This window comes from Bacteroidales bacterium, assembly GCA_035353855.1.
Taxonomy (GTDB): domain Bacteria; phylum Bacteroidota; class Bacteroidia; order Bacteroidales; family CG2-30-32-10; genus DAOQAK01.
In genome coordinates, this window is record DAOQAK010000071.1 from 1 (window position 1) to 16,817 (window position 16,817).

General features: G+C 31.8%; 20 protein-coding genes. 10 read left to right on the forward strand and 10 right to left on the reverse strand.

What is annotated here, in order from left to right; genetic code table 11:
• Positions 1-710 (forward strand): hypothetical protein (locus PKK00_14200; protein HNW99554.1); only part of this gene is annotated, 710 nt, incomplete at its 5' end.
• A gap of 68 nt (positions 711-778) precedes the next feature.
• On the opposite strand, the gene PKK00_14205 is transcribed toward PKK00_14200, so the two are convergent.
• The 10 genes from PKK00_14205 to purB form a co-directional block, all read right to left on the reverse strand.
• The gene (locus PKK00_14205; GenBank protein HNW99555.1) at positions 779-1,690 is read right to left on the reverse strand and encodes a dihydroorotate dehydrogenase; all 912 of its coding nucleotides are present in this window, start codon (positions 1,688-1,690) and stop codon (positions 779-781) included.
• Positions 1,684-2,451: a dihydroorotate dehydrogenase electron transfer subunit gene (locus tag PKK00_14210; protein HNW99556.1), complete on the reverse strand. Its 768-nt coding sequence runs from the start codon at positions 2,449-2,451 to the stop codon at positions 1,684-1,686. The genes PKK00_14205 and PKK00_14210 overlap by 7 nt, the downstream gene beginning before the upstream one ends.
• Positions 2,452-2,489: 38 nt before the next feature.
• A complete protein-coding gene (locus PKK00_14215; GenBank protein ID HNW99557.1) occupies positions 2,490-2,912 on the reverse strand; it encodes a DUF5606 domain-containing protein in 423 nt (140 codons plus the stop codon).
• A 43-nt stretch (positions 2,913-2,955) separates the two neighbouring features.
• Positions 2,956-3,825 (reverse strand): hypothetical protein, encoded by an 870-nt coding sequence (locus tag PKK00_14220; protein ID HNW99558.1) that lies wholly within the window; start codon positions 3,823-3,825, stop codon positions 2,956-2,958.
• Positions 3,826-3,995: 170 nt separating this feature from the next.
• Positions 3,996-4,142 carry a hypothetical protein gene (locus PKK00_14225; protein HNW99559.1) on the reverse strand — a complete coding sequence of 49 codons (147 nt, stop codon included), beginning with the start codon at positions 4,140-4,142 and terminating at the stop codon, positions 3,996-3,998.
• A 141-nt stretch (positions 4,143-4,283) separates the two neighbouring features.
• Complete coding sequence (locus PKK00_14230) at positions 4,284-5,048, reverse strand: Fic family protein (GenBank protein ID HNW99560.1); 765 nt, start codon at positions 5,046-5,048, stop codon at positions 4,284-4,286.
• Between the two features lie 10 nt (positions 5,049-5,058).
• On the reverse strand, positions 5,059-6,201 hold the full coding sequence (locus tag PKK00_14235) for a site-specific DNA-methyltransferase (GenBank protein HNW99561.1): 1,143 nt from the start codon (positions 6,199-6,201) through the stop codon (positions 5,059-5,061).
• Between the two features lie 4 nt (positions 6,202-6,205).
• Positions 6,206-6,313, reverse strand: coding sequence for a hypothetical protein (locus tag PKK00_14240; GenBank protein ID HNW99562.1), 108 nt, complete (start codon positions 6,311-6,313; stop codon positions 6,206-6,208).
• A gap of 23 nt (positions 6,314-6,336) precedes the next feature.
• Positions 6,337-6,987 carry a restriction endonuclease gene (locus PKK00_14245; GenBank protein HNW99563.1) on the reverse strand — a complete coding sequence of 217 codons (651 nt, stop codon included), beginning with the start codon at positions 6,985-6,987 and terminating at the stop codon, positions 6,337-6,339.
• 44 nt (positions 6,988-7,031) lie between these two features.
• Positions 7,032-8,375: an adenylosuccinate lyase gene (gene purB / locus PKK00_14250; GenBank protein HNW99564.1), complete on the reverse strand. Its 1,344-nt coding sequence runs from the start codon at positions 8,373-8,375 to the stop codon at positions 7,032-7,034.
• 477 nt (positions 8,376-8,852) lie between these two features.
• Here purB and PKK00_14255 point away from each other — a divergent pair, with 477 nt between their 5' ends.
• The 9 genes from PKK00_14255 (at position 8,853) to PKK00_14295 (ending at position 16,540) form a co-directional block, all read left to right on the forward strand.
• Positions 8,853-9,335, forward strand: coding sequence for a PaaI family thioesterase (locus PKK00_14255; protein ID HNW99565.1), 483 nt, complete (start codon positions 8,853-8,855; stop codon positions 9,333-9,335).
• Positions 9,335-10,105: an EI24 domain-containing protein gene (locus PKK00_14260; protein HNW99566.1), complete on the forward strand. Its 771-nt coding sequence runs from the start codon at positions 9,335-9,337 to the stop codon at positions 10,103-10,105. Before PKK00_14255 ends, PKK00_14260 begins: the two co-directional genes overlap by 1 nt.
• Positions 10,102-10,860 carry a menaquinone biosynthesis protein gene (locus tag PKK00_14265; protein HNW99567.1) on the forward strand — a complete coding sequence of 253 codons (759 nt, stop codon included), beginning with the start codon at positions 10,102-10,104 and terminating at the stop codon, positions 10,858-10,860. Before PKK00_14260 ends, PKK00_14265 begins: the two co-directional genes overlap by 4 nt.
• Positions 10,861-10,942: 82 nt before the next feature.
• Complete coding sequence (locus PKK00_14270; protein HNW99568.1) at positions 10,943-11,155, forward strand: hypothetical protein; 213 nt, start codon at positions 10,943-10,945, stop codon at positions 11,153-11,155.
• A gap of 11 nt (positions 11,156-11,166) precedes the next feature.
• The gene (locus tag PKK00_14275; protein ID HNW99569.1) at positions 11,167-12,846 is read left to right on the forward strand and encodes a tetratricopeptide repeat protein; all 1,680 of its coding nucleotides are present in this window, start codon (positions 11,167-11,169) and stop codon (positions 12,844-12,846) included.
• 497 nt (positions 12,847-13,343) lie between these two features.
• Complete coding sequence (locus tag PKK00_14280; GenBank protein ID HNW99570.1) at positions 13,344-13,481, forward strand: hypothetical protein; 138 nt, start codon at positions 13,344-13,346, stop codon at positions 13,479-13,481.
• A 215-nt stretch (positions 13,482-13,696) separates the two neighbouring features.
• Positions 13,697-14,446 carry a hypothetical protein gene (locus PKK00_14285; protein HNW99571.1) on the forward strand — a complete coding sequence of 250 codons (750 nt, stop codon included), beginning with the start codon at positions 13,697-13,699 and terminating at the stop codon, positions 14,444-14,446.
• A complete protein-coding gene (locus PKK00_14290) occupies positions 14,443-15,402 on the forward strand; it encodes a hypothetical protein (protein ID HNW99572.1) in 960 nt (319 codons plus the stop codon). Before PKK00_14285 ends, PKK00_14290 begins: the two co-directional genes overlap by 4 nt.
• A 139-nt stretch (positions 15,403-15,541) precedes the next feature.
• The gene (locus PKK00_14295) at positions 15,542-16,540 is read left to right on the forward strand and encodes a hypothetical protein (GenBank protein HNW99573.1); all 999 of its coding nucleotides are present in this window, start codon (positions 15,542-15,544) and stop codon (positions 16,538-16,540) included.
• The last annotated feature ends 277 nt before the right edge of the window (positions 16,541-16,817 follow it).

A 16,817-nucleotide genomic window follows, 5' to 3' on the forward strand; every position in this document is an offset into this window, starting at 1 on the left:
TGTTCGATTTTTTACTTTTTAAAAATATTTTTATAATATTGCTGAATAGTTACAATTTTCTTTTAATAACATTCCTGTTTGTATTATCAATTTCTTGTAAGAAAGATGAAATTTCTTCGAATAACTCAACAACAACAGATAGTACTGATTATACAAGAGCGGGTATATATGATTCGAATTATATACATACAGCTTTTTCTCCTGCATTTAAAATAAATATTACTTGGGATTCCCTGAATTTATATGGATATGGGCAGGATTCTATTGATTTAAATTCAGATGGTGTGTATGATTTAATCTTTAAGTTATCTTTATTGAATTATGATAGTATACATTTATTAAATGGAGGTATGCCAAATCCTTTTCCTTATTGTGATTTGAAAACGAAGAATGGTTTTGAAATAGCAATGTATACAGAATCATATCCTATTGGATTGGGACAATATGGTTCCAAAGATTTTGTTGATACGTTAAGTTATAATAAATTAATTAATACAATTTCGAATTGGAAAAGCGGGGAAAATTCTGATTTGGTTATTTGGGGAGAAAACCCAGGTACAACAGGTTGCCCGTCATTTGGCGGATGGCATTACGTACAAGATATAAAATATATTGGTCTTCGAAAGGATGGAAATAAATATGGATGGATAGAAGCAGATTTTACAGATACATATAATCCTTTATTTATAAGCTTTGCATTGAAGAAGTAATTATATAAATATTTGCAAAAAGAGAGGGCGGGCTCTTCGAGCCCGCCCTCTCTTTAGTAAGAATATTTTTATACTTCCAAAGCTCCAATTATTTCTTTTACTGATTTTATTTTATGACGAACTAAATAATCCTGAATTCCCTGTACAATTTTAATTGATATTTGCGGGTCGATGAAATTTGCAGTTCCAATTTGAACAGCAGTTGCACCGGCCAAAATAAATTCTATAGCATCGGAAGCTCGCATAATTCCACCTAACCCGATTACCGGAATTTTTACTGCTTTTGCAACCTGCCATACCATGCGCAATGCAACTGGTTTAACGGCAGGGCCTGACAAGCCACCTGTGATTGTTGATAATACGGGTTTGCGGGTTTCAGCATTGATAGCCATTCCCAATAAAGTATTGATTAATGAAACAGAGTCGGCTCCTTCGGCTTCAACAGCTTTTGCAATGCTTGCAATATCGGTAACGTTTGGAGAAAGTTTGACTATTAAAGTTTTTTTGTATGCTTTTCTTACTGCTTTTGTAACTTCAGCAGCTGATGCGCAACTGGTGCCGAAAGCCATTCCGCCTTGTTTTACATTAGGGCATGAAATATTTAATTCAATTGCCGGAATTTTTTCAAGGTCGTTTAGTTTTTCTACGACTGCTAAATAATCTTCCAGCTTCGAACCGGAAACATTTACAATAATATTGGTATCGTATTTTTTTATTTCAGGATAAATCTTTTCAATAAAATAATTTATTCCTTTGTTTTGTAAGCCAACTGCATTAAGCATTCCAGAAGGTGTTTCGGCCATGCGCGGATAAGCATTTCCCTCGCGGGGTTCGAGTGTTGTGCCTTTGACAATTATTCCGCCTAAATGACTAATGTCAAAAAAATCTTCGAACTCGGGGCCATAACCAAATGTTCCCGATGCTGTGAGGACAGGGTTTTTAAATTCAAGTCCGTTTATATTTACTTTTAAATCTACCATTTTAATTGATTTATATTGAACACTGGTCCTTCAGTGCAAACACATTTATTTCCTTCAACTGTTTCAGTAACACAACACAGGCATGCTCCAATGCCGCATGCCATGGTGTTTTCGAGCGATACCTCGCAATCGATTTTATTTTTTTTAGCTAAAGCTGCAACAGCTTTCATCATAGGCTCGGGGCCGCAGCAATAAATTTTTTTGAATTGGTTTACATTTTTGAAAACAGAATGTCCGGTTACCAAACCTTTTTCACCTTTTGAACCATCTTCAGTAATTAAAAATATTTTCCCGCACTTTTCGTATTCTTTTATTTCCGATAAATCGCTGTGAGTTCTTGCTCCGATCAATGTTGAGACTTCAATATTTTTTTTGTTTAAATATTTTGCAAGGTAAAGTAATGGTGCTACTCCGCAACCGCCACCTACAAGCAATACAGGAGATTCTGGTTGAAGTGAGAATGTATTTCCAAGTGGATACATAACATTTAAGAAATCACCTTTTTTATATTCGCGAAGTTTCATTGTAGCCGGTCCAACACATTTGATGTAGAATGAAATTGTGTTTTTTTCGAAGTCGACATCATGGGTACTTAAAGGCCTGCGTAGAAATGTTGTTGGTGAATTTTCTACAAGCACTTCAGCAAATTGCCCAGGTAAAATTTCGGGAAGCTTGACAGGTGCTTTTAATGTGAGCAAAAAATGAAAGGCATTCAGCTCACGGTTTTCTATAACTTCAAGGTCTTGTACAAATTTTTTCATTTTCAAATATAAAAAAAATGCCCCTAAAGGGGCAGTGATTATTCTGTTTTTTCTTTTTCTTCCACTTTTACTTCTTCGTCAAACTTCAGCATATTCAACGATTGCAGAAGGTTGTACCACGATAGCATTTTTCGCATATCCGAAACATATACACGTTCTTTATCATAATCGGGAAGAACTTCGGCAAGGTATGCTCTAATTTTTGCATCATCCGATTTTGGGTCGATACAAGGTTTTCCATTTTCTTTTTCAAATATTTTTTTGAAAACATCTTTTAAAGGAATATCCTTATCTGTAGTGAAAACGCTGATATCTTCCAATGCACTTACTTTGTCGGAAACATAAACGGGGAAACGTTTTTTATCAATGAGCGATTCAACAATAAGTCCGTTCTTTGTTTGCCCGATTGACATGAACAAACCACTCTTTCCCGAAACCGACATAATTTTACTTAAATCCATAGTCAAATATTTTTACAAAAATATTAAATATTATTTTTCGATTTTAAATTATTTTAAAGTTTTTATATTCGCCTAATCTCCAGCCTGTTTTCTTTTCGAGCCAATATAGGAAACGTGCTTTCATAGAAAATTTTTTCTTTGTAGGATCGAACGAAAAATTCCAGTTTTTATTGTTGATGCGTTGCTGCATTACCTGCGGATGAGTTCCTGAAAACCTTGCCAGCGAATCGATTTGTGAATAATCGAATTCATTTATTTTGGGAATATTCTTCTCCATCCATTCATCATTGTGCCACATTTTGTTGAAGTGTTGTTGCTTGGCTTGCTGCAATTCGGGTGGTTTAACCCAACCATAATGATAAATAAATGCATCAACAGGTTTTACTTTTATAAGTTTGTTGTTTTTGCGAAAGCCTTGTGCATCGCGGAATGATGTAATTCCTTTATCGTATTTCACAATGCGTATCTCTCGTTTGTACCACCTTCGTGAATCCCCGATGTAATCATAAGAGCCATAAAAATGCAGGTAATTAAAGAGCAGTCCTTCCACATTTTTATCGTCTTTCCATTTTTTCATCGCATCGAAAATTGCCGGATAGTATTTCTCATGAACCACTTCATCACCTTGTATATAAAATGCCCAGTCGGTATCAGGTGATATTGCTGCAAAAGCTTTGTCAGTCTCAACTGCAAGCACACGGCCACCTTCGCGTAGCGAATCGTCCCAAACTGTTTCGATAATTTTTATTTTTGTCGAGTTAATAGATTTTACCAGTTCGAGTGTTGCATCTTCCGATTTCCCTACAGCCACAACAAATTCATCGCATAATGGAAGAATAGAAGTAATGGCTTCAATTATAGGATAATCGAATTTTATTGCGTTGCGGACAAATGTGAAACCGATAACTTTCATTGGTGGGTTATGTTAATTGATTGTGTATTATTTGTTGTAAAGAACTTTATCAATGTGCAAAGATTTTTGAACTATTTCCAAAATGGAAATAGTTGCGTTTTAATTTAAGTTGTTTCCATTTTGGAAATAACTGCTTCCTGTTTAAGCTCACCTGTTTCAAAAATATTTTTTTAATGTTTACTTATTGCAGGTACTGCGACACCAAATAAACCAGCCATTGCTTTCTGTGTAAGCCAAAAAGTTTCGCCTTCGTAAAAAACTTCTATTTTAATATTTCCTTGAGGAGTGGTGTAAAATATTAATTGGTCGTTCTGCATAATTTTTATTCTAATATTTTAGCTTCAAATAAGCATATCAAAGATAATCGAATTTTATTGCATTGCGGACAAATGTGAAACCGGTAACCTTCATTTAATTTTTATAAATAAGTTGATAAGTTGACAAGGCATAAGAAGAATTTATTTTTCCAAACATCTTGGTAACATTGCAAGAAAAGGAATACATTTATCATAATCCAGTTCATAGTAATTTACGCCAAGATTAATATTTTTATAGTACTCAGATTGATTTTCCTTGTAATATTTTTCGGAAGGGATATTCCAAAATAATTCTCCGAGTTTTTGAGCAATAAACCATTTCTCTATAAGTCTAGCTGCACGGCCATTTCCGTCACAGAAAGGATGAATGTGCGCAAATACAAGATGGATGAATGATGCAAAATAAAAAACTTCTTCTGTTGAAATTTTTGCATTAAATAATTCATGGATATCTTCAAAAAACAATTTCATTTTTTCTTTTACAAATTCCGGTTCTATTGACAAATAAACCAATCCATCCTGTTCGAATACGCCAACCTTTTCATTTCGGTATTTCCCCCTGTTTGCGGCGCTGACTAAAGTTTTAGAAAATATTTTATGACAGTTCAATAAATTAATTTCGTTAAGTGTATTGTTCTGGGCGAATTCATAAGCTGCAATTAAATTTTCAATTTCCCGGATTTCTTTTTGAGGATGTTTGATTTGACTGGAGAGTTTATAATTCATGAATGAATTAAGGTCGACCGAGTTTCCTTCAATGTTTGATGAGTAAACAGCCGATGCCTGAATATTATAACCAAGGTTCCCGTTTATTTTTTCAAAACCAAAATCTCTGATCAGCTCACTAATCCTGTGGCCTATCAGTTTTTGGTATTCGGGAAAATATTTTTTATTGGAAATATTCATACTAACAAATTCAGGAATTTATTGCTTTTTTATTTTGTTTAATTTTTTCTATTTTATCTGGATTCAATAAGCTTTGTCTTTTTGTATTAAGTCTTTGCTGAGAAATATTGATAGATTCAGTTAATTCGATTAAATCATAATCGGGTTTGGGAATAAAAAGGTCTTCTTCAACGGTTTCAAGTTTTTTTATTGTGGCTTTGATTGCGTGTTCTGATTGGTCAATGCCAATCCATTTTCTATTATTAGTTTGAGCTGATTTTAATGTAGTTCCCGAACCGCAAAAGCAATCCAGTACAATACTATTCACATTTGAAGAAGTTTTAATTATTAAATCTAATAGCTCTGAATTTTTTTCTGTTGGATATGTTGGATATTGCGGGTCTTTATACTCCCATATATCCTGAATTCTTTTTCCTTCACGTTCATCAGCGTATATAATTTTACGCGGGTTTCCTGTAGATGACCATTCAATTAATCCTTCTTTATCCCATTGTTCTAATGTTTCCACATTGACTCTCCAGTGTCTTCCTTTCGGAGGAAGAATTCCTTTAAACGGAAGATTTGATTTTCCATTTTCAGTTTCGCCGGGTGCATGAATTGGAACGGTGGTATATCTTCTGCCTTGCTTATCTGTTTTAGGAAATAATTTTTCAAAATCTTTTTCTGTATATTTTTCCCGGGGCTCATTCCAAATTGGATTTGCAGATTTTGTGTAAAACAATATTAAATCTTTAATATTTCCATAACCAATTCTGTCAAAATTTTTAGGATTACATTTAATTCTGGTTATATCATTTCTGAAATTTTCAATTCCGAAAACTTCGTCCATCATTACTTTAACGTAGTGTCCGATTTTATAATCGATGTGCAAATAAATAGAGCCTTGCTCAGATAGTAATTCTTTTAATAAAAATAATCGTTCTTTTAAAAAATTTATAAAATCTTTTCCTTTGAGAATATCTGTATATGCAACATCTCCATTTTTTGAATTACTTATAGTCGTAGCTCTTCCATCGGTTATTGTGAAATTTCCACCAGTGGCAAATGGAGGGTCGATATATATTAAATCAATTTTACCTTTTAATTTTTTTTCATTTAAAAGATAATTTATCCCTTCAATATTTTCAGCCTGTATTAATAAATTTTTTTGCATATTGTTAAAGTTGATATAAAAATTCGCGAAGAACTAACGCACTCATGATATTATAATTTTTGTATGTTTCCGTTATAGATTTATACATTTTGTTATTTCCTTTTATATACAATACTCCATCTAAAATAGCAATTTTTATTGCATTGACTTTTTTGTTTCGACAGTACTTATTGCATCGTTAAATTGAGCATTTTGATGCCCGCCAAAATCGGTTAAAAATTTTGCTTCACCTATTACATATTTGCCATTAAAACGTGCAACGAAATCAAGCCCTTTGTTGTGATGGTACCCTAATTCTTTTTCTGCAAAATCCATCATCGATTTATCACTACCATCTAAAATCGCATCTTTCTTATCAGAAAGAAATGTGTTCAAATTAACAGGAGTAATGCCAAGCGATTTTTTTCTTAACCATTCCCGGAACATTGGACCAATCTGGCGATTAGTTTCTTTAGGCTCGCTGCAACGTTCGTATAGTTTATTAAGTCCTAACTCGTATATTCTTCCACAAATACGATTTATTGTACGTGGGTTTCTATCTATTGAAGAATTATCTCTTTTTAAATATGCGATATAACTATCCTTAATTGGAAATAACTCAAGTTTTAAAAGCTCATGAATAAGCAAATCATTATTTTTTTGTTTAAAAGCCTTTTCAACACAACCCCATGCTTTTTCGTTTATTTCTCTAATTCCTTCTGGTATTGTTGGATATACGTGAAATAGATCATCTAAATAAGATTTTTGATTTGCATAATCGATACTTAATGATATCCATTTATTCATAAATCGCTTTTTTATTTTGTCATTTATTTGCTTACTTAATTTTTTTAAACCCCCGTATAATTAAAAGGTGTAAGCTTTTTCAACTCTTTTTTTATTTTATCGGAAACTTTTAGCGTATCAATAAATTTATGAATATTTTCTTTAGTGATTTTTTCGTTGTTACGTGTTAAATCTTTCAAAGCCTCATAGGGCTTGGGGTATCCTTCGCGACGTAAAATGGTTTGTATGCCTTCGGCAACAACAGCCCAGTTTTCTTCAAGCGCATTTTTAATAGCTTCTTCGTTTACTAAAAGTTTGTCGAGCCCTTTCAACAGAGAGTTGTATGCAATGACCGAATGAGCAATGGGAACACCAATGTTTCGTAAAACAGTGGAATCCGTTAGGTCGCGCTGTAAGCGCGACACAGGCAGCTTTGCCGATAAGTGCTCAAGCAGCGCGTTGGCAACACCAAGGTTTCCTTCCGAGTTTTCAAAGTCGATAGGATTAACTTTATGTGGCATTGCTGATGAACCTACTTCTCCTTTTTTTATTCTCTGGTTGAAATATTTCATCGAGATGTAAGTCCACATGTCGCGGTCAAGGTCGATGAGAATTGTATTTATTCTTTTCAGGTTGTCGCAGAATGCAGCGAAGTTGTCGTAATGCTCAATTTGCGTAGTAGTTTGCGAGCGGCTCAATAATAATTTTTCATTCACAAACATGTTGGCAAAATTCACCCAGTTGATTTCAGGGTATGCTGCATGATGTGCATTAAAATTTCCGGTTGCTCCGCCAAATTTGGCAGAGAAAGGAATTGCGGATAATTGTTTCAACTGAATTTTTAAGCGCTCAGAAAAAACTTTTATTTCTTTCCCTAGTCGGGTGGGCGATGCAGGCTGTCCGTGCGTATGCGCAAGCATCGGGATATTTTTCCATTCGTTTGCAAGTGCGTCAAGTTTGTGAACAATAGTGTCGAACAAAGGAGTTATGAAACGTTCAAAGCATTCTTTCAGCGACAGCGGAACGGCAGTATTATTAATGTCTTGCGATGTTAGTCCGAAATGTATGAACTCGGAATATTTTTCAAGTTTTAATTTTTTGAAAGCTTCTTTCAGAAAATATTCAACAGCTTTAACATCGTGGTTGGTGATTTTTTCAAAATCTTTTATCTTGTTTGCATCGGCAATACTGAAGCTTTCGGTGATTTTCCGGAGCTTTTTAAAATCCTCTTTTTTGAAACTCTTAAGTTGTGGTAAAGGAATTTCGCATAACGAAATAAAATATTCCACTTCAACAAATACGCGGTATCTGATTAATGCGAATTCTGAAAAATAATTGGCAAGACTTTCGGTATGTTTTCGGTAACGCCCGTCAACAGGCGAAATGGCGGTTAATTCTTCGAGCTTCATTGTAAATATGTTTTAGGCAAATATACGATAACATTTTTTTATTTTTTATAAAGCGGAGATTTATTTTATTGTGTTTTTGATTTGTTCGTTTGGGCTAAAGCCCTTAATAATTAAATTAGTTACCACGACCTAAAGGTCGTGGCTATTGGAGATAAAAAGTTATAGGTTGTTTTTAGCTTAAATATTAAAAGAATATTGTAAAAATATTAGAATAATATGAGCGATGGATAGGCAAATCAGCGAGGTCAAGGTTGGTGTGAATGTTGAAATGTTTAGAATTCTTGCAAAGTTCCACAATTTTGGAATGTCTTTGCATAGCAATTCTTGCATTTCAACAGGGCGGGCAGAAGTTCGGCGGCGAATGATTTGCCTTGATTCTTTGGTGCTTTCTCATCTAAGGAGAAAGCACACTAAATAATAAATATTCAAAATAATATTGAATAAAAATAAATACATTTGTAAAAACGCTTTAGTCATATGCGAAAGATAAGTAATCCTTATAGGAAAATACCCGGTTATAATTGCTTTGGTTGTTCGCCCGATAATAAAGATGGTTTGAGAATGCAATTCTTCGAAGATGGCGATGAAATTGTTTCGGAATGGGAACCATCTCATGGTTTCGAAGGGTATGTAAATGTTGTGCATGGCGGTATTCAGTCGACATTGATTGATGAAATTGCCTGCTGGGTTGTACTGATAAAATATAAAACCGGTGCCGTTACTGCACGTCTTGATGTGCGAATGAAAAAGCCTGTAAATGCGCATAAAGGCAAGCTTACCTTAAAAGCAAAACTTGTTGAAGTGAAAAGAAGGATTGCCGAAGTGGTTGTTGAATTATACGATGGCGAAGGAACCCTTTGTACGACAGGAACAGCATGGTATTATGCATTTCCGCATGACGAAGCTGTTAAATCGTATTGTTATCCCGCAGATTATAATGAGTTCTTTAATGAAGAGTAATGGCTTTATTCAAAAATTTTTCGTTAGGATTTGAAACATACATCGATGCACATAAATTCATTGTGAAGAATAAACTATGGGCTTATGTGCTATTGCCGGGCATTATCAACCTTTGTTTAATTGTTCTGATTTTTTTTGCAGGCCTATTTTTTTCAAAGCAAATAACCGATTGGTTTTTCAATTTTGTCGGTATTACAGGGAATGAGCAGGGGGTGTTATCATATTTGTTTTCGGCATTTTATTTTATCATGCGTTTGCTGATACAAGTGTTTTTTTTCTATTGTTATTTTTCAATTTATAAATACCTGGTGTTGGTAATAATGTCGCCTGTTTTGGCAATACTTTCCGATAAAACTAGTAAAATTATTACAGGTCGCGAAGTGCCATATACATTCAGTTTGTTGATGAATGATATTTTTCGTGGACTTGCAATAGTACTGCGAAATATTTTTATGGAATTACTTTTTATTGTGATTTGTTTTTTTCTAAGCTTTATCCCCATTGTGGGATTTGTGATTCCAATATTTTTATTTTTTGTAAGTATGTATTTTTATGGCTTCTCAATAATTTATTATTCGCACGAATGTTATCGGCTTAAGATTAGTGAGAGTGTTAAATTCATCAGGAAAAACAAAGGTTTCGCAATAGCCAATGGATTTATGTTTTATATATTGTTGTTAATCCCTTTGGTGGGATTGCTTGTTGCACCTTCGTATTCAGTGGTTGCAGCTACAATAGGAGTGAACCGGATATTAAAAAATCAAAAATGAAAGAAAAGAAATTACAGATTACGGCTGTATCATACCTGAATACTTTACCTTTTGTATATGGAATAGATTATTCGGGGATATTAAAAAATTTTAAACTTTCGCTTGAAGTTCCGTCAAAATGTGCTGAAAATTTTAAAAATGGGAAAGCGGATATTGCACTTATCCCGGTAGGAGCATTATTGCAACTGAAAAATTATAAATACATTTCCGACTATTGTATAGGGAGCAAGGGAAATGTCAAAACTGTTTTACTGCTTTCGCAAATTCCTTTGCAGGAAATAAAAAGTATTTATCTTGATGAACACTCTCTGACATCGGTAAACCTGGTAAGAATCCTGGCAAAGCATTTCTGGAATATAAATCCGGTATGGATTGATTCCAATAAAATGATGCAGGGAAGTATGCAGGATATGGAAAGCCTTGTTGCTATTGGTAATAAAACGTTCCAACTGGAAAAAAAATTTAAGTATGTTTACGATTTATCAGATGAATGGCTTAAGTTTACCGGCTTGCCTTTTACTTTTGCATGCTGGGTTATGCGTGATGATTTGTCATCGGAGTTTATAGCGCCATTTGTAAATACACTGAAGTGGGGCTTGGCGCATAAAAAAGAATCCATCGAAAAACTTTTTAATCCTTCAGAATTTCCGGGGATTGATATTTATTCTTATCTTGAGAAAAATATTGATTTTGATTTCGATATACAAAAACATAAAGCACTTGAAATTTTTATCGATTATATGAAAAATAGATAATGGAAAATGTGAATTTGATAAATATTTTAAGAAAATTAACGGATATTTTTTATTTTAGCACAATAATAACAAAGTACATCCTATGAAATATCCATGCAAACTTAAATTTGCGTCAACCGTGATGAATAAATTCAAAAAGGAATTTCATTCGGAATTTACTTTAGCATGGATATTCACGAGCAAGCTATTGTTGCGCCCCGATGAATATCGGGGGTGGGGCGAGCCTGCCCGACTGGCAAGGCGGGTAACAAAAAATATCATTTCAGATAAAATACAGATTTTATATACATTTTAATTTTTATATAGATGAAAAAGAGCATATTCATTTTAATATTTTTTGCTTTTATAAATACTGCTTTTACTTCTGCTGAAGCAACAACCATCACAAAATATTCTGAATCGCAATCACCTTACGGGAAAAAGAAAAATTTCAAAAAGATGAAAGCTTATTTCAGGTATAGAGATGCTGATTATAATGGGGCTTTGCGCATCCTAAGAGAAATTTATGAAAAGAATCCTGCCGATGCAAAAACAAATTACATGATGGGGAAATGTTATGTTCAGCTCCAGGAAATGGATAAAGCAATTTCGTTTTTGAATAAATCAATTTCATTGAAAGCAGATATCGATAATGACGTTCATTATTATTTAGGACAAGCTTATCAATACCAGGGGAAACTCGACAGCGCAATTACTGAATACACTACTTACAAATCGAGTTTGAAACAAGAAAAACTTAAATATGACCCTGTTGTTGATTTACTGGAACAAACTCAGACTGCAAAAAATTTAATGGCTCATCCGGTTAATGTTACAATAAAAAATCTTGGTGCTGAAATAAATTCAGAATACGATGATGCAATGCCATCAATAACGGCTGATGGAAAAACATTGATATTTACATCGAGAAGACCCGATACGAAAGGTGGAGCCATTGACCCAAATACAGGTCAGTATTATGATGATATTTATATTGCTACATGGAATGATGAAAAGAATAAATGGAGTTCATCTGAAGATGCAGAAGGAGAGCTGAACACAGCAGGTCATGATGCGTGCTTAAGTATTTCACCTGACGGCTCAATTATTTTTGTTTACCGAAATATTGCTAAAGTTACAGGTAGCGGAGATATTTATTATTCAGTAAAACGTCCAGACGGAAAATGGAGCAATCCTAAAAATATTGATAAACCTATAAATACATCATTTTTTGAAAGCTCTGCATGTCTTTCTCCCGATGGCAACACATTGTATTTTATTAGTGAACGCAATGGCGGAAATGGAAATGCTGATATCTGGAAAAGTAAAAAACTTGGAAAAAATTTATGGGCAAAACCCGAAAACCTTGGTCCTGTAATTAATACAATTGAAGATGAACTGGGCGTATATATTCATCCCGATGGGAAAACATTATTCTTTACATCCAAAGGTCATAACAGCATGGGTGGTTACGATGTTTTTATGAGCAGGATGAATCCTGATTCTACATGGTCGGTACCTGTTAATTTAGGCTATCCTATTAATTCAACAAAAGATGAATTGAGTTTTGTTTTAACCACAGATGGGAAAAAAGCATATATATCGAGTCGTAAAGAAAACGGACTTGGCGGAGCAGATATATATGAAATTGATATGACAAAATATTTTTATCCTATAGGAATTGATGGGAAAGTTGAAGAGAATATTGTGGAAACAGAGCTCTCGATTTTAAAGGGTACTGTTATTGAATCAAATTCAGCACAGCAGACAGAAGCAGAAATTGTTATCAAAGATGTTGCTACAGGAAAAGAGACCAAAATAGAATCGGATGATAATGGCGATTATTTTGTAACCTTAAAAGGAAATAAAGATTATGAGATTTCTGTAGCTAAAGAAGGTTATAAAAAATATAGTGAAAAAGTTACTCTTCCTTATGATAAAACAAAAACCTATACTCTTGTAAAACTTATTGTTCTTGAAAAACTGCCTGAAGAGAAAAAAGAGTAAGTTGCAAGTCTAAATTTATTTAAAATTTAAATGGACGAATTACCAGGTGTAAACCCAATTCTTCCATCCACATACAAAAACCTACCATCTACAAATTAATGATTGTTTTGTAAAAATTATCTTTTTTACTTAGCAACTTATTATTTAATTATTTATACAAACAATATTTTTTTTGATTAATAGAATAAGTGTAACTTATATTGTTTTTATAATAATAAAATATATTAAAAAAACCGGAGCAGGTTAGCAGACCTGCATCCGGCTTCTTGCGAAATCATACATTTAGTAATAAAACCAAATGCTCTGCTAAGATAATAAATATTTCCTTCAATAATCTATTATTAATACATGATTATTACGCCAGGTTTACCTATATGTGTGTACATTATTTTAATGTAAATATAAGGTTTACATAATTGCCAATAAGTCATACAAAAAGGATTGACTGCGAAAGTGGAAAAAAATAAATCATTTTATTAAATTTAAATTATTAAAAGATGAAAAATTTCGAAAAAGATCAAATTCAGAATTTAGACAAAATTCTTGGTGGAGATGTTGTTATTACTATATCTGGAGTTTTGGATGGCATTAAAGACAATACTGATTTGTCTATTAAAGTAGAAAAGAAAGCTTAATTCTGAAATGCTATAAGACCTTCTTAAAAAATAAGAAGGTCTTATTTGATTTATTAGTTAAATAATGTTGAAGAAATATATAATTAAATTTTGTGGAACAAGTAGGTGTACAAAATGTAAAGTGTACAAAGAAAAATAATGTAACTAATAAAAGCGAAAAAGCGAAGATAAATATCATGATAAATAACGATTTTTTTTAATATAGATAAAATTGAATGAAGAATTTTTTTAAAATAATCTGGATTTGTATTTTATTATCATCTTGTATACGTTTCCCTAAAAATACAATAGCTGAAAAAAATCAGATAATTGATTCTGAAGGAATAGACACAATTCCATCGCCATATAATGAGGATAACAAAATATATATAACAAACAGAACTTTTGTTTACCAAGTATATCAAAATAATATTAATAGAAAATATAATTTTATTATAGAACTAAAGGTGATCCCGGGTTCATGTAATTCTGGGCAAACCAAAATAAAGTATAAATATTTTTACCGAAAAGAAGAATTAACGCCGGATGAAATTATTGCTTTTGAATATTCTGATTCTCTTGGTGGTTATTGCAGACAAGAAATAACTGGTGTAATTGAAAATAATATAGAAATATGGTTGCATCCACCAAGAACGAAAACATTAATTAAATTAGAAAAAGCGCCATTTCCTGAAATTAAATTTAATTCTAAAGAATGGAATGAAACTCTTGTCATTCCTTTTGGAAATTATAAGGAAATAGGTTTAAGTGGTAGTATAATTAAATGGAATTACAAAATAGATTCTATAAAATATATTCACGACACTATTCCATATTATTGTTCTATTAAAGCTGTAGCAACCTCAAAAAAAGGCGGACGAAATACATTAGATGCAGTATTTAAAGCAGATTCAGGAATGGTTAAATTAAATTATTTTTTTGAAGATAAATCAACAGTAAAATTTGTTTTAAAAGAGATTAAATGATAGTCGTTCTATCATATAATGGTGATGCGGGCACTACACCTGTTTTGGAGTGGTTGCAGCGCATGAATCAAAATTTTATGCGAATTAATCTGGAAGATGAAGATTTTCATAATATTTCAGTTTCATTAGGAAAAGAAAATAAGATCACCTTAATATTAAAAAATGGTAAACTTCTGGATATTGCAAATGTTGATTATTTCTTTTATCGCGGAGGTACGATTCCTTTTTATTTACCTGAAAACAATAATACTGATATTGCTTCAGATGCCATGGAAACTCATCTTCGATTTGAGTATAAAACATTAATAAATTTTTTTTATAAAGAAGTTTCGAAAAAATGTTTAGGTAATTTATTATTAAATCCAATAAATAAATTAGATCAGATAGTATATGCCTTAAAAATTGGATTAAAGGTGCCTGAAACATTAGTATGTAATAAAAATAAAAATCTAAAAGATTTTTTTCATTCGCACCATTCGATTATAACTAAATCTATACAAGAGAATATTTTACCACAAACTTTAACGGATTGTTTTAATTTAAAACCTGAAATCATAGATGTTAAAGAGGTTCCTGATATTTTTTTTCCTTCATTGTTCCAGGAGTTCATAAATAAAAAAATGGAAATTAGAACTTTCTATCTGGACGGGTGCTTTTATTCATTAGGGATGGTTCTGAATTCTAACATGAATATTTGTGATGATTATAGAAAACATACAAATGAACTGAGATATTTTAGATACAATTTGCCTGTACAAATTGAAAATAAATTGCATAAGCTAATGCGTTTTTTTAAATTAAATATAGGGTCAATAGATTTAATATTATCAGATGACAATGAGTACTATTTTTTAGAAATAAATCCTACAGGACAATATGGTTGGGTATCTGATTATGGTAATTACTGTATTGAAAAAAAGATAGCAGAGTTCTTGGTTAATAAAACAAAAAAATGAATAGCAATTTACCGGTTGTATATAAATTTGTTAAAATCATTAGCAAAAAAGGAATTGACAGTATTGATATATTTTGTAAAAAATATAATGATAATGATTACAGAATAAAGCGATTTTATAAACATATTATTTTTATAAAATGAACAGATTATTTCCTGGAATTATCCCCGTAAAAGGTTATAAGCATACAGCTTTTTATGATTTAGACAGACAAAAATATATTAGGTTGTTAAATGAAACTTTCACTTTGAATAATATTAATAAAACTTCATTATCATACAATGTAATTGAAAATATAAGACACGATTCGTTTTTGCTCCTTAACCAAAACGATATGTTAATAAATAATACGGACATATGTAATGAATCGAGGATAGAATATATTCAAAATTATGAATGGGATACACCATCACTTATTTCTAATGCAATAATTGAAATAAGTGAAACAAATAAATTAATGAGTATAGAATTATTTAAGAGACTTATTGAATGCTTGTCTTTTATGATCGCAAATCATATTCATATAAATATTTCATGTGATAATATTTGTATGAAAGATCTGGAAAAATTATTTGAAGTTTTGAATGAAAGCCATATACAAACTATTCAAATAACTCTTCCATATAATGAAATGCTTTATTCTGATGAATTTGGTGAATTAATAATTAATAACGGGAAAATTATTTTCGCGATAGTAGAGAATAGTCCAATTAACGAAAGTTATAGGAATAAACTTTTTTTTATTCAAAGAAAATTAAAATACACTAATAATCTATGCCCGGAAAATTTCAGAGTGAATGTGTTTTTATATTCAGAATCATTAAAATACAATACGTATTTTAATAAGAAAATTTATATTGACAAATTTGGAAATATTAAAAATTCTCCTGAAAGCATAAAAAGTTTTGGCGTATTTCAAAAAATAATAAATTTTGAAGATTTTTATGAAAAAATAAAAAGTGATGATTTTTGTGAGGTATGGAAAAGCAATAAGGATTCATGCGAAACCTGTAAAGATTGTGAGTATAGATATATGTGTGTTGATAACCGTATTCCAGTTAAAATTGGCGAAAATCATTGGCGCTATGAGAGTGACTGTAATTACAATCCGTATTTGGGGAAATGGAAAAGTGAATAAGGTTCTATAACATTGGAGCAATAGAGGTAATATATATTTTTTAATACCTAATTCCTCCTTGGAATTATGAAAATGCTTAAAATAAAAAATATCAAAATTCCCAGATATAAACCCAAACCTGCAACTTATAAGTTAAATGTTACCATTTGTAAAATAGTGCTTGCTAATTTAAAATTAAATATTTTATTTTGTAGCTTTATGAAGATTTATTTATTGTTTAACTAAGAGCCTGTTTAAAATTTTGTTAGAATAAAAGAAAAAGGGTATCGCAAACCGA

Bases quoted from the DNA above. Each gene is read 5' to 3' on its own strand.
- PKK00_14205 (HNW99555.1), bottom strand. From the start codon at position 1,690: ATGGTAGATTTAAAAGTAAATATAAACGGACTTGAATTTAAAAACCCT.
- PKK00_14210 (HNW99556.1), bottom strand. From the start codon at position 2,451: ATGAAAAAATTTGTACAAGACCTTGAAGTTATAGAAAACCGTGAGCTG.
- PKK00_14215 (HNW99557.1), bottom strand. From the start codon at position 2,912: ATGGATTTAAGTAAAATTATGTCGGTTTCGGGAAAGAGTGGTTTGTTC.
- PKK00_14220 (HNW99558.1), bottom strand. From the start codon at position 3,825: ATGAAAGTTATCGGTTTCACATTTGTCCGCAACGCAATAAAATTCGAT.
- PKK00_14225 (HNW99559.1), bottom strand. From the start codon at position 4,142: ATGCAGAACGACCAATTAATATTTTACACCACTCCTCAAGGAAATATT.
- PKK00_14230 (HNW99560.1), bottom strand. From the start codon at position 5,048: ATGAATATTTCCAATAAAAAATATTTTCCCGAATACCAAAAACTGATA.
- PKK00_14235 (HNW99561.1), bottom strand. From the start codon at position 6,201: ATGCAAAAAAATTTATTAATACAGGCTGAAAATATTGAAGGGATAAAT.
- PKK00_14245 (HNW99563.1), bottom strand. From the start codon at position 6,987: ATGAATAAATGGATATCATTAAGTATCGATTATGCAAATCAAAAATCT.
- purB (HNW99564.1), bottom strand. From the start codon at position 8,375: ATGAAGCTCGAAGAATTAACCGCCATTTCGCCTGTTGACGGGCGTTAC.
- PKK00_14255 (HNW99565.1), top strand. From the start codon at position 8,853: ATGCGAAAGATAAGTAATCCTTATAGGAAAATACCCGGTTATAATTGC.
- PKK00_14260 (HNW99566.1), top strand. From the start codon at position 9,335: ATGGCTTTATTCAAAAATTTTTCGTTAGGATTTGAAACATACATCGAT.
- PKK00_14265 (HNW99567.1), top strand. From the start codon at position 10,102: ATGAAAGAAAAGAAATTACAGATTACGGCTGTATCATACCTGAATACT.
- PKK00_14270 (HNW99568.1), top strand. From the start codon at position 10,943: ATGAAATATCCATGCAAACTTAAATTTGCGTCAACCGTGATGAATAAA.
- PKK00_14275 (HNW99569.1), top strand. From the start codon at position 11,167: ATGAAAAAGAGCATATTCATTTTAATATTTTTTGCTTTTATAAATACT.
- PKK00_14280 (HNW99570.1), top strand. From the start codon at position 13,344: ATGAAAAATTTCGAAAAAGATCAAATTCAGAATTTAGACAAAATTCTT.
- PKK00_14285 (HNW99571.1), top strand. From the start codon at position 13,697: ATGAAGAATTTTTTTAAAATAATCTGGATTTGTATTTTATTATCATCT.
- PKK00_14290 (HNW99572.1), top strand. From the start codon at position 14,443: ATGATAGTCGTTCTATCATATAATGGTGATGCGGGCACTACACCTGTT.
- PKK00_14295 (HNW99573.1), top strand. From the start codon at position 15,542: ATGAACAGATTATTTCCTGGAATTATCCCCGTAAAAGGTTATAAGCAT.